Annotated in this window: 11 protein-coding genes; 6 read left to right on the forward strand and 5 right to left on the reverse strand. The window is 59.8% G+C overall.

Annotated elements, in window-relative coordinates:
- Positions 1 to 37 precede the first annotated feature (37 nt).
- From NKH41_RS25110 to NKH41_RS25130, 5 genes are all read right to left on the reverse strand, one after another.
- Positions 38 to 1,102 (reverse strand): ABC transporter ATP-binding protein, encoded by a 1,065-nt coding sequence (locus NKH41_RS25110; RefSeq protein WP_031194744.1) that lies wholly within the window; start codon positions 1,100 to 1,102, stop codon positions 38 to 40.
- A 2-nt stretch (positions 1,103 to 1,104) separates the two neighbouring features.
- Positions 1,105 to 1,437 carry a Clp protease/crotonase-like domain-containing protein gene (locus NKH41_RS25115; RefSeq protein ID WP_031194746.1) on the reverse strand — a complete coding sequence of 111 codons (333 nt, stop codon included), beginning with the start codon at positions 1,435 to 1,437 and terminating at the stop codon, positions 1,105 to 1,107.
- 1 nt (position 1,438) lies between these two features.
- On the reverse strand, positions 1,439 to 2,272 hold the full coding sequence (locus NKH41_RS25120) for a carbohydrate ABC transporter permease (protein ID WP_023721605.1): 834 nt from the start codon (positions 2,270 to 2,272) through the stop codon (positions 1,439 to 1,441).
- Positions 2,269 to 3,156, reverse strand: coding sequence for a carbohydrate ABC transporter permease (locus NKH41_RS25125; protein WP_031194747.1), 888 nt, complete (start codon positions 3,154 to 3,156; stop codon positions 2,269 to 2,271). The genes NKH41_RS25120 and NKH41_RS25125 overlap by 4 nt, the downstream gene beginning before the upstream one ends.
- A gap of 66 nt (positions 3,157 to 3,222) precedes the next feature.
- Positions 3,223 to 4,452, reverse strand: a complete 1,230-nt coding sequence (locus tag NKH41_RS25130; protein ID WP_023721607.1) for an ABC transporter substrate-binding protein — start codon at positions 4,450 to 4,452, stop codon at positions 3,223 to 3,225.
- 402 nt (positions 4,453 to 4,854) lie between these two features.
- Between NKH41_RS25130 and NKH41_RS25135 the strand changes: the two genes are divergently transcribed.
- The 6 genes from NKH41_RS25135 (at position 4,855) to NKH41_RS25160 (ending at position 12,312) form a co-directional block, all read left to right on the forward strand.
- Positions 4,855 to 5,901, forward strand: coding sequence for a LacI family DNA-binding transcriptional regulator (locus NKH41_RS25135; RefSeq protein ID WP_023721608.1), 1,047 nt, complete (start codon positions 4,855 to 4,857; stop codon positions 5,899 to 5,901).
- A gap of 153 nt (positions 5,902 to 6,054) precedes the next feature.
- On the forward strand, positions 6,055 to 7,668 hold the full coding sequence (locus NKH41_RS25140; RefSeq protein WP_023721609.1) for an acyl CoA:acetate/3-ketoacid CoA transferase: 1,614 nt from the start codon (positions 6,055 to 6,057) through the stop codon (positions 7,666 to 7,668).
- Positions 7,661 to 8,395 (forward strand): enoyl-CoA hydratase/isomerase family protein, encoded by a 735-nt coding sequence (locus NKH41_RS25145; RefSeq protein ID WP_023721610.1) that lies wholly within the window; start codon positions 7,661 to 7,663, stop codon positions 8,393 to 8,395. Before NKH41_RS25140 ends, NKH41_RS25145 begins: the two co-directional genes overlap by 8 nt.
- Positions 8,389 to 9,948, forward strand: a complete 1,560-nt coding sequence (locus NKH41_RS25150; RefSeq protein ID WP_023721611.1) for an aldehyde dehydrogenase family protein — start codon at positions 8,389 to 8,391, stop codon at positions 9,946 to 9,948. The genes NKH41_RS25145 and NKH41_RS25150 overlap by 7 nt, the downstream gene beginning before the upstream one ends.
- Positions 9,945 to 10,643 (forward strand): SDR family NAD(P)-dependent oxidoreductase, encoded by a 699-nt coding sequence (locus NKH41_RS25155; protein ID WP_023721612.1) that lies wholly within the window; start codon positions 9,945 to 9,947, stop codon positions 10,641 to 10,643. The genes NKH41_RS25150 and NKH41_RS25155 overlap by 4 nt, the downstream gene beginning before the upstream one ends.
- Before the next feature lie 13 nt (positions 10,644 to 10,656).
- A complete protein-coding gene (locus NKH41_RS25160) occupies positions 10,657 to 12,312 on the forward strand; it encodes a GMC family oxidoreductase (RefSeq protein ID WP_352466339.1) in 1,656 nt (551 codons plus the stop codon).
- Positions 12,313 to 12,319: the final 7 nt, after the last annotated feature.

The following is a 12,319-nucleotide window of genomic DNA, read 5'->3' on the forward strand; positions in this document are numbered from 1 at the left end:
TTTGTAGGTGTCACGCTGCATGAGATATTGACTAGCCTCACCTACTTGCGTCGAACGCGACCCGCGTGCCGCTGGTCGTGTCGAAGAAATGCAGATGTTTCGGATCGAAGCGGATGCCGACGTTTTCTCCCATGTGCACCTTGGTATTTTTGTCGGTCTTCACGGCGACCAAGTTTTTGCCGACCTTTACGGTAACCAGCGTGCTGTCGCCCAATAGTTCGGTGGTATAAACCTCGCCGGCCATATTACCCGCGTCTGTTTCGCTGAGCCGCATATCTTCGGGTCGCTGGCCGACGGTGATCGCGCCGTTCACGCCGGCCGGAGCCGCAAGCGTCAACTCGGAGTCCTGCACCCGTCCGTCGGCAATTGCTATCGGAAGCAGGTTCATGGGTGGATTGCCGAGGAAGCCGGCAACAAAGACGTTTGCCGGCGTGTTGTAGATGTCGAGGGGTGTGCCGACCTGCTGTAGTTTGCCGTTCGCCATCACGGCGACACGGTCAGCCAGCGTCATCGCTTCGACCTGGTCGTGCGTCACATAGATCGTAGTGGTACCGAGGTCGCGCTGCAGGTGCTTCAATTCCGCGCGCATATAGACGCGCAGCTTGGCGTCGAGATTGGACAGAGGTTCGTCCATCAAAAACAGTTTGGGCGTGCGTACGATGGCACGACCGAGCGCCACGCGCTGTCTTTGCCCGCCGGACAGTTGACCGGGTTTGCGCTCTAGAAGCCCGCCGAGTTCGACGCGCTCGGCGGCGGCGCGTACCTGGCGCTCGCGTTCCTCACGGTTCACACCTGCGACTTTGAGCGGATAACCAATATTGTCCGCCACGGTCATATGCGGATAGAGGCCATAGTTCTGGAACACCATGGCGAGGTCGCGTTTACCCGGGGGCAAATCGTTGACCACACGATCGTCTATGCGAATCTCGCCAGCGCTCGGGTCGTCGAGCCCGGCGATCATGCGCATTGTGGTGGACTTGCCACAGCCAGAGGGCCCGAGCAACACGATGAACTCGCCATCGGCCATGGCGAGCGAGATCTTTTCCACGGCGACAAAGGAGCCCCAAAATTTAGATACGGATGACAACGTTACGGAGGCCAAGATCATATCCCTTCGTGGACGATGCTACGGACAGCAGTCATAGCTGTGGAGTATTTGTCACGATAAATCGTTGACGGCGATGGTCGGTTTTGGGAACGCCTCCGACGGTCGTTCAGCCCGCATCGAGCAAACTGAAACTCCATGAACTCCCGCTCAGGTCGGCCCATGTAGCCGGCGATGTCGGTGCCAAGTGCTAAGGCGCCAACGTCAGTACCGGTGAGAATATGCACATGCACGTCTGGATCAGAGGGCACTACGTTCAGCTTCTCCAGCCAGTCCCACGTCAGCAACGCGATGCTGGGCTCAGGAATATCCAAGAGCATGATATCCGACACGTCAGCCCTTCACCGCGCCGGCCGTCAGGCCTGCTACGAACTGTCGTTGCAGAAAGAAGAAGACAGCGACCACGGGCATGGAGATCATCACGGATGAGGCCATGAGCTCTCCGTAGCGGATGCCGTACTGGCCGATAAAGTCATTCACTCCAACTGGCAGCGTGCGCATCTCCTTGGTCGAGGTAAAGGAGAGCGCAAAGAGGAACTCCTGCCAGGTGACGATAAGCACAAAGACTGCAGTGGCGACTATCCCCGGCCGGCAAAGCGGCACGATTATCTCGAAAAACGTTCTGAACGGCCCGGCCCCATCGATCGCCGCCGCTTCTTCGAGTGTCAGCGGCAAATTGGCCATGAAGCCACGCAGCATCCAGATCGCCACCGGCAAGGTTACGGTGACGTAGGCGAGGATCAACGACGTATATGTGTTGAGTAGGTTGGCCCCCTTCATCATCTTGTAGATCGGGATGATGATGGCGCTGGCCGGGAACATCTGCGTGACGATCACCAGCGTCATGGCGATGATAAGTAGGCGGACGTGGGTGCGCGTAAATGCATAGGCGGCCAGCAGGGCTAACGAAACGGTGATGATGACGGTGGACAGTGAAACGATGACCGAATTCATAAAATAGGTTCGGAACTCCGGCCGGAATGCAGTGATGTAGTTGTCGAAGGTCGGGTTCTCCGGCCACAGCCTGGCGGGAATGGAAAAAGGCTCGGCCGCCGGCTTCAACGACACTGAAACCATCCAAAAGAAGGGCACCAGGATTATCAGCGCCAATACGACGTTGAGGGCCAGCAGTGCGGCTTGGCGGCTCCTGTGGGAACGGGTGTTCATGACGCCTTCCCCCTATGCCGGCCGCGCGACAAAACGCCGAAATAGACCATTATCAGCAGCGCCAGGACCAAGATTGAAAAAACGCCATATACAGCGGCTTCGCCAAAGCGAAATTGTCCGAAACCGAGTTCGTAGATCTGGGTTGGGAAGATGGCTGTGGCATTCTGTGGGCCACCGTTTGTCATCACCCAGATTATGTCGAAGTAATTGAAAGTGAGGATAGTGGTAAGGAGGAGATTGATGGCGATCACGTCTTTGATTCCGGGGAGCACAACGTCAAACAGGCGCCTAGTCGCTCCCGCTCCGTCTATCTTGGCGGCCTCGACCTGCTCTTGGTCGACCGTCTGCAGGGCCGCTAAGTAGACGATCGCCGAGAAGGGGAACCCTTTCCATACGGCCGCCATAATGATCGAGCCCATGGCTGTCGACGTTTCCGCCAGCCAAGCGGTACCGTGGTCGATCAGTCCCAGGCTAATAAGTAACGAGTTCACCAAACCGAGTTGCGGGTCATACATGAATCGCCAAAGGATGGCGGCCACTACGCCGGGGAGGACCCAAGGCAAAAGCACCAACGACCGCATAAGTCCCTGGCCAGGCATCTGCTGATTGAGCAGCAGTGCGACCAGCAAGCCGAACACATTCTGCAGTGCTACCACAAAGACAGTCCAAATGAGGGAGTTCCACACTACTTGGCCGAAGATCGGATCGGCCAAGATCTTGTAATACGCTGCAAGCCCCTGGAACTTCGGCACCGGGTTGATGAACGAGGTCGAATAAAGGCTTTCAATTATGGTGCCGATCATCGGGTAATACATAAGTGCGCCGACCAGCAGCAGCGCCGGAGCTACGAAAATCCAGGCCATCCAGCGTTCACGATGGGACATTGTGTCATTTCCCGATAGAGAGGGCCGGGCTCGGGGCAAAGCCCGAGCCCGGCTTAGTCCTGGTGACTAGTTAAGGGCGTCGATAGCAGTGCAGGCCTTGCCGGCTGCCTTCTGCGGATCCATTCCGGAAAATACATCCTGCGCTAGAGTCACCTCGATGTCGGCGACTTCGAGATAGCGAGGTGACAACGGCCGGGGTGAGGCATTCTCGAGATGAGGGATGATGAGATCCGCACCTTTGCGGTTTGCCGCCAAAAAGCTTTTTGCGGCCTTCATGTTTGCCGGGACAAGTTCGACAACATCGCCGTTCACGTCTTCGCGGGTTAGGAACTGGATGAGTTTCCAAGCGGCTTCCTTGTGCTGGGAAGCTTCAAAGATGGCAAGGTTCCACCCACCATACGTGCCAATCGCCGTCTTACCTTCGGGCGCATTCCCTACAACGAAATCCCAGTCAAGTTTGGACTTCTGCAGAGTCGGCTGCTCCAGCGCGGGCCAGAACTCCGTTGCAAGAGATCCGTTTAGAAAAAGTTCGCGCATCGTTGCGGAACTGGCGTTCATGATGCCCTGCGGCGCATATGGCACCAGTGACTGCAGGTAACTCAATGCCCCGACCGCTTCAGGGCTGGTGAGCGCGCATTTGCCCTTCTCATCCAAGACTTTACCGCCATTGGAGAAGATGAAAGTATCGAGAACGACGACCGTGTCTTCCCCCTTGTGGCCGAACAAGCCAATGCCGTAGCGGCCCTTGGACTTGTCCGTAAGCTTCGGCGCCGCTGCCTTCAATCCCTCGAAGGTCTTTAGCGAGGCAGGATCAACGCCAGCCTCTTTGAGGAGTGCCGTGTTGTAGTAAGTGAAGGACCAAACGTCCACGTTGATGGGGATTCCCCAGAGCTTGCCGTCAGAAACGTTCGAGTCCCAGGCTCCTTTGAAGAAAGTGTCGCCCGTAAGACCGGAAGTCTTGACTTGGTCGTCGAGAGCCGTAATTGCGCCGGCTTGAGCAAAGGCGCCCATCCAGATTTGATCCAGGGTGGCTACATCAGGCGCATTACCGCCCTGTACCGCCGTCAACAAGCGCTGTTGGTACTCCGAATATGGTATTGTGGTAAGCTCTACTTTGATTTCGGGGTTTTCCTTCTCGAAGCGCTTCAAGGCGTTCTGCTGATTCTGATTGAAATCGGATTCGGCCCGCTGGTTGTCCCAGAATTTTAGCACGACCTGCTCCGCGTTGGCCGAACCCGCGGCGAACATCGCTGTGGCCGCTGCGAGGACGGCCGACTTCATGACGTTGCGTATCATCCATTCACTCCCTGTTCAGTTTGTTTGGCTTGATATCCTCGCCGCCGGCCGTGCCGGCTTCGAATGGACCACCTCCTCCACCGACTACGATCAAGCGATGGATCGACACCGCTCCGGTGTTTGTGGACGCCGCGCGTGACCGGCGTGATCGCACGGATTAACTCAATAAATTGGAACGTTCTAAATTGCAACAACTATTTTCCCTCACCCATCGGGCCCAGATCTGCACCGCTTCAAGCTAGGTCTACCCAAAGGACTGCAAATATGGGGCTTTATGGCACACCATCGGGGCGCAATGACAAAAGCGGCGGGTGACAGGCGCTCCCATTACATAAAATTCCGCTTGACAAGCTAGGAACGTTCCAATTGTTTGAAGCCTAATTTGAGAAGACCGAGGTTGCGATGTCAAAGGCGAGACTGACTGTCATCGACATCGCCAAAGCCGCAGGCGTTTCCAAGTCCACGGTTTCGTTGGTCTTGCAGGGCTCGCCTCTGGTGAAGGAAGCGACGCGTTCCAAGGTCAACGCGACAATGCGCGAGTTGGGGTATGTCTACAACCGGGGTGCCGCAAACCTTCGACAGGCGAGCGCCAGATCGGGCATCATCGGTGTCGTGGTGAACGATCTTACAAACAGCTTCTTTGCAGAGTTGGCCGTAGGGGTCGACACGGTCGTCCAGTCGGCGGGCTTCGTCCAGTTCCTCTCAAATACGAGTGAAAATACCGACCGGCAGCGAGAGGTGGTTGCCTCGATGCGTGAGCATGGAATTTCGGGGCTTATCGTTTCGCCGGCCCGCGCCACCGATGCAGCAGACTTCAAGCCGCTCGTGGCGTCAGGAATCCCGGTGGTTGTGGTAGTCCGCAGCCTGCCCGGCGCGAGAATGTCGTCGATTGTGTCTGATAACGTTGGCGGCGTGGCGATGGCGGTCAAGCATTTGGTGTCGCTAGGGCATAGCCGGATCGCTTTTTTGGGAGGCTTTCCAGATACGGCTGTGTTTGCCGAGCGACGGTCTGGTTACCGCAAAGCGATGGACGAAAGTGGTCTTAAGTTCGATGAGGAGTTAGTTGTTCCGTCCATTCCCTCGAGAGCAGGTGGCGTGGAAGCCATCGGACGTGCGATGACCATCAGCGATCGACCGACCGGGGCCGTCTGCTTCAATGACGCGGTGGCGTTTGGCGTGTGTGATGGATTGCGCGCTCGGCGCATGGAACCGGGGCGGGACTTCGCGGTGGTAGGTTTCGACGACGTTATCGAGGCGAAAACGGCGGTTCCGGCCCTGACGACGATCTCGGTCGATCCGCAAGCTATGGGCAGGCGCGCCGCACACCTCCTTCTGAAGCAGATCAATGCGGGAAAAGCAGATGCGGAGAACATCATTGCGGCGGTCAGGCTGGTCGTCCGCCAGAGTTGTGGAACTGGCCAGAGCAAACCAGAGGGGAAGTTAGGATGACGGTTCGATGGGCATTGATCGGTGCGAGCATGATCGCGCGCGAATGGGTCACTGGTATGCGGGGAAGCCGAGGCAGGTCGTATCAGTCGTCAGTTCCAGTGTTGGGCGCGCCAAGACATATGCGCGTCGAACCAGGACTTTGAGCATCCCGCAATGAGCAAGCACATCACCCCCGCCCAAGCCGCCGCCCTCATTCCGGATGGCGCTGTCGTGTCGGTCTCGTCCTCGAGCGGGCTCGGTTGCCCGGACCTGATGCTGAAGGCGATCGGCGAACGCTTCGAGGCCGCCGGGCATCCGCGCGACCTGACCACGCTCCACCCGATTGCCGCGGGCGACATGAGCGGCATCAACGGCGTCGATTACATAGCCCAAAAAGGCCTCTTGAAGACCATCATCGGCGGCTCCTACCCTTCAGGTCCTTCCACCGCCGAGCCGCCCCTCATTTGGCAAATGATCGCAAGCAACGACGTGGCGGCGTACAACATCCCTTCCGGAGTGCTCTTCGACATGCACCGCGAAGCGGCCGCGAAGCGCCCGGGCGTTATCACCAAGATCGGGCTCGACACCTTCGCCGACCCGAACCGCCAGGGCTGCGCGATGAATGCGGCCGCGGAAGCCCGGCCCGTGGTGAGCAAAATCCAATTCTACGGTGAGGAGTACCTCTACTTCGAGGCGATCGCGCCGCAGGTAGCGATCATCCGTGCCACGACGGCGGACGAGCGCGGCAATTTGACCTACGAACACGAAGGCGCCTATCTCGGCGGCCTCGACCAAGCGCTCGCGGCCCACAACAATGGCGGCATCGTCATCGCCCAGGTGAAGCGCATCACCAAGGACGGATCGATGAGGCCGCATGACGTGCGAGTGCCCGGAATTCTCGTCGACTACGTCGTCGTCGATCCCGACCAGAAACAGACAACGCAGACGCTCTACGACCCTGCAATCTCGGGTGAGATTTTTCGGCCGCTCGAAAGTTTTCGCGTGCCGGAGTTCAACATCCAGAAGATAATCGCGCGGCGCGTCGCGCAGGAACTCGAGGCGGGCAGCGCCGTCAATCTCGGCTTCGGGATTTCGGCCAATGTCCCACGCATTCTCCTGGAGGAAGGGCTGCACGGCGCGGTCACTTGGGTCATCGAACAGGGGGCGGTCGGGGGCGTGCCGCTGCTTGACTTCGCCTTTGGCTGCGCCGCGAATGCCGACGCCTTCATGCCCTCGCCCTACCAGTTTACATATTTCCAAGGGGCAGGTTTCGACGCCTCGCTGCTGTCATTCCTAGAGATAGGCCGCGACGGCTCCGTCAACGTGTCAAAGCTCTCGTTCCGCCCTCATATCACGGCGGGCGCCGGCGGCTTCGTCGACATTACGGCAAGGGCGAGGAAGATCGTCTTCTCCGGCATGTTCAATGCCGGCGCCAAGCTCGCTGTCGAGGACGGCAAGGTCGTTGTAGAGAAGGAGGGCAAGCTTAGGAAGCTCGTCAAAGAGGTCGAGCACGTCACCTTTTCGGGCAGGCGAGCCATCGAACAGCGCCAGGATATCACCTATGTCACCGAGCGCGGCGTGATGAGACTGACGCCGGACGGCGTCGTGCTGACTGAAATTGCGCCGGGCATCGATCTCAACACCGGCATTCTTGAACAGTCGGAGTTCCCGCTGATCGTGTCCGACACCCTAAAAGTCATGGACGGCGCGCTCTTCGTCGACAGGCCGATCGGCCTGTCGCTTGCCGTGAAGCCGGCCCGTAGCTTGGCGGGGGCATGTAATGGCTGACGCGCACATGAGGCTTGCCGCCGAAGGCGCGGTCGCATCCGTCACGATCGCTCGACCCGAGAAGCTCAACGCCGTCGATATTGACATGCTGAAGGCATTGGCCGCCATCTGCGACGAGGTCGAGGCGATGATCGATGTCCGCGCGGTGGTGCTTACCGGCGAAGGCAGAGCCTTCAGCGCCGGTGGCGACATCAAAGCTTGGGGCGCCATGCAGGCGAACGAGTTCGGCCATGCCTGGGTCCGCTTCGGCCATCGCGTCTTCGAGCGTCTGGCGACCCTGCGCATGCCGGTGATCGCCGCACTCAACGGCCACGCGCTCGGCGGCGGCCTGGAACTCGCGGCCGCAGCCGACTTCCGCATCGCGGAACAAAATATCCGCATCGGCCTGCCGGAGACCGGGCTCGGCATGATACCGGGAGTTCGCCGCATGGTCCTGGGAGGTGAGACGTTCTCCGCCGAGGAAGCCCTCAAGTACGGACTGGTCGACGCCGTCGTGGACAGCGGCGCTGCCGTCATCGAGGCGAAGGCCTACGCGGCGCGGGTCGCGACGCGGGGACCGGCGGCCGTCGAGATATCGAAGCTAATGATCGCCGTCGCGAATGGCGAGGACAATGGTTCGGCGGTCGAAGCGCTCGGCTCGATTCTGGCCGCCAAGACTGGGGATCTCAAGGAAGGCGTCGCCGCCTTCTCGCAGAAGCGCGCGGCGGTCTTCAAGGGAGAATGGTGATGACGTTAGAGATCAGGCCAACAGCGCTTGCCGACGCGCCCGTGCGCGGCTTCGAGATGCTGATCGACGGCAGATGGACGGCCGGCGCAGAAGGCCGGACGATCGACCGGAACGCGCCGAGCCACGGCATCGTCGTGAGCCGCTACCAGGCGGCGACAAGGATGGATGCCGAGCGCGCCATCGCCTCGGCGCGAAAGGCATTCGACCACGGCCGGTGGCCGCACACGACGGCGTCGCAGCGCTCGCGGGTTCTGCTGAAGGCCGCCGATCTCATCGAGGCCCGCGCCGAAGACCTCGCCTATCTCGACTGCATCGAGGGCGGCAAGCCAATAACTCAGGTGCGCGGCGAGATCGCCGGCGCTGTCGACATCTGGCGCTATGCCGCTGCGCTTGCCCGCGACCTGCACGGCGAGAGCTACAATTCGCTTGGGCAGAACACACTAGGCGTCGTTCTGCGCGAGGGGATCGGCGTCGTGTCCATCATAACGCCGTGGAACTTTCCATTCCTGATCCTAAGCCAGAAACTGCCCTTTGCGCTGGCCGCCGGCTGTACATGCGTCGTTAAGCCCTCAGAGCTGACATCGGGTTCGACGCTCGTTCTCGGCGAGATCCTTGAGGAAGCGGGCGTTCCGGACAGCGTCGTGAACATCGTCACCGGCACGGGTCCCGAAGTCGGCGCGATCATGACGTCCCATCCTGCGGTCGACATGGTTTCGTTCACCGGCTCGACCGGCGTCGGAAAGCTCACCATGACGAATGCAGCGCAGACCCTCAAAAAGGTGTCATTGGAACTCGGCGGCAAGAATCCGCAGATCGTATTCCCGGATGCGGACCTCGACTCCTTCATCGACGCCGCCGTCTTCGGCGCTTATTTCAATGCGGGCGAATGCTGCAACGCCGGCTCGCGGCTAATCCTCCATAAGAGCATCGCGTCGGATGTGGTCAAGCGTGTTGCAGAGCTTGCGAAATACGTGAAGGTTGGCGATCCGCTGGACCCAGCGACGCAGGTCGGCGCGATCATTACGCCTCAGCATTTGGAGAAGATCGCGGGCTACGTCGCCAGTGCAAAGAATAGCGGCGCGAAGGTTGTTCACGGGGGCGATCAACTCGATCTCGGGATGGGGCATTTTATGTCGCCAACAATCCTCGAGGCGGTCATGCCGGATATGGAAATCGCACGTGAGGAGGTCTTCGGCCCCGTACTTTCAGTTCTCACCTTTGAAACGGCGGCGGAAGCCGTCGAGATCGCCAATTCCATCGATTACGGCCTTTCCGCCAGTGTGTGGAGCCGCGATTTCGATACGTGCCTGACATTCGGGCGCAGCTTGCGGGTAGGAACGGTGTGGATGAACACCTTCATGGATGGCGCCTCCGAGCTCCCGTTCGGTGGCTACAAGCAATCCGGGCTCGGTCGCGAACTCGGACGCCGCGCGGTCGAGGACTACACCGAAACAAAAACACTCAACATGCACATCGGAGGCCGCACCAATTGGTGGATGCCGCGACAGGAAAATTGGCCTGGCCAACGCACCGACCGGGACCTCGCCGAATGAAGACGACCACACGGCCCGTCGCCGTCGTCACTGGCAGCCACGGCATCGATCTCGGAATTGCGACCGCCTTTGCAAAAGCGGGATACAATGTGGCGATCACTGGGGTCGCGAGTCCCGACAACGGGCAGGATGCTGTCGCAAAACTAGAATCCTATGGCGTGGCAGCCGCCTATCTGCAGTCCGATATCGCTGATGTTTCCCGACATGAAGAAACGGTAACGGGCGTCCTTTCGCGATTTGGTCGTGTCGATTGCCTTGTTAGCAATGCCTCCATGGCAGTCGTACCAGGTGACTTCCTCGACCTGGTGCCGGCGGACTTCGATAAGACGATCGCGATGGACCTAAGGGGAACGGTGTTCTTTACGCTTGCTGTGGTCAAGGCAATGCTCGTGAGGAGCGCGGCGGATGTACCCAGGTCCATCATCAACATCACGTCGGTCTCACCCGAGGTAAGTTCGCCCGAACGCGCGGACTATTGCATCAGCAAGGCCGAGCTGGCGGCATTCTACCAGGGGGTGGCATTTCATATCATGGATACGGGAGTATCAGTATTTGAGGTGCGGCCCGGCATCGAGCGGGGGGAAGAAGCAGCAGACCTCGGCAAAATCTGCACGGCACTCGCTTCCGGCGATTTGGGTTTTGCGACGGGAACGATCATCGAAGCCGACGGGGGCTCTTCAATTCCACGCCTCTGAAGGGAGCAACAGAATGGGCTTCGACTACATCATCACCGGAGCCGGGCCTGCCGGCTGCGTGCTCGCGAACCGGCTTTCTGAAGATCCGGCCGTGCGCGTGTTGTTGCTGGAGGCTGGCGGCCGAGATTGGAACCCGCTGTTCCACATGCCGGCGGGCTTCGCCAAGATGACCAAGGGCGTGGCGAGTTGGGGCTGGGAAACCGTGCCGCAGAAGCACATGAAAGGCCAAGTGCTGCGCTATACGCAGGCGAAGGTGATCGGCGGAGGTTCTTCAATCAATGCACAGCTCTATACGCGCGGCAATGCAGCCGACTACGATCTCTGGGCTACAGACGACGGCTGCGAAGGCTGGAGCTATCGGGAAATCCTGCCCTATTTTAAGCGCGCTGAGGACAACCAGCGTTTTGCCGACGACTACCATTCCTATGGTGGGCCGCTCGGCGTCTCCATGCCAGTCTCGAATCTCCCGATCTGCGACGCGTATATCCGCGCCGGCCAGGAACTCGGCATTCCCTACAACCACGACTTCAACGGTCGCCAGCAGGCCGGCGTCGGCTTCTACCAGCTTACGCAACGCAATCGCCGTCGCTCCTCCGTCTCAATGGCCTATCTGTCGCCGATCAAGGGTCGGAGAAACCTTTCGATCCGCACCGGCGCTCGCGTCGCCCGCATCGTGCTGGAAGGCACCCGCGCCGTGGGCGTGGAGGTCGTGACTGCGAAGGGCATCGAAGCGATCCGGGCGGAACGCGAAGTACTCGTCTCCTCCGGCGCCATAGGGTCGCCTAAGTTACTCCTGCAGTCGGGCATCGGCCCGATCGATCATCTTAAATCTGTCGGAGTTCAGGTGAAACACGACCTACCGGGGGTTGGCTCGAACATGCAGGACCATCTCGACCTGTTCGTCATTTGCGAATGCACCGGCGACCACACCTATGACAACGTGGCGAAGCTGCACCGCACCCTCTGGGCCGGTATCCAGTACGTACTCTTCCGCACTGGTCCGGTCGCCTCCTCGCTCTTCGAGACGGGCGGTTTTTGGTATGCGGACCCCGAGGCCCGCTCGCCCGACGTCCAGTTCCACCTCGGCCTCGGCTCCGGGATCGAGGCGGGAGTCGAGCGGCTGAAGAGCGCCGGTGTGACGCTGAACTCCGCCTATCTGCACCCGCGCTCTCGCGGCACGGTTAGACTTTCTTCCGCCGATCCTTCGGCGGCCCCGCTGATCGACCCCAACTATTGGGAAGACCCGCACGACCGGAAAATGTCGATTGAGGGCCTGAAGATCGCCCGGGAGATCATGCAGCAGGCCGCCCTGGAACCTTTCGTGATGGCCGAGCGCCTGCCTGGACCAAAGGCCGTGACGGACGAAGACTTGTTCATTTACGGGTGCGCCAATGCCAAGACCGATCACCACCCGGTCGGCACGTGCAAGATGGGTTTCGATTCCATGGCCGTCGTCGGGCTCGATCTCAAGGTCCATGGGCTGGAGGGATTACGCGTTTGCGACTCCTCAGTCATGCCGCGGGTGCCGTCCTGCAACACCAATGCTCCGACGATCATGGTGGGCGAGAAGGGATCCGACATAATACGCAATCGTGCCCCGCTTCCGCCGGCTCTTTTCGAGCATGAACGCAACGACGCGCGCCCCCGCGCACGCAACAACATTCAATAGGTGCACT

Origin of the sequence: Mesorhizobium sp. M1169, from assembly GCF_040318345.1 — a bacterium.
Lineage (GTDB): Bacteria > Pseudomonadota > Alphaproteobacteria > Rhizobiales > Rhizobiaceae > Mesorhizobium.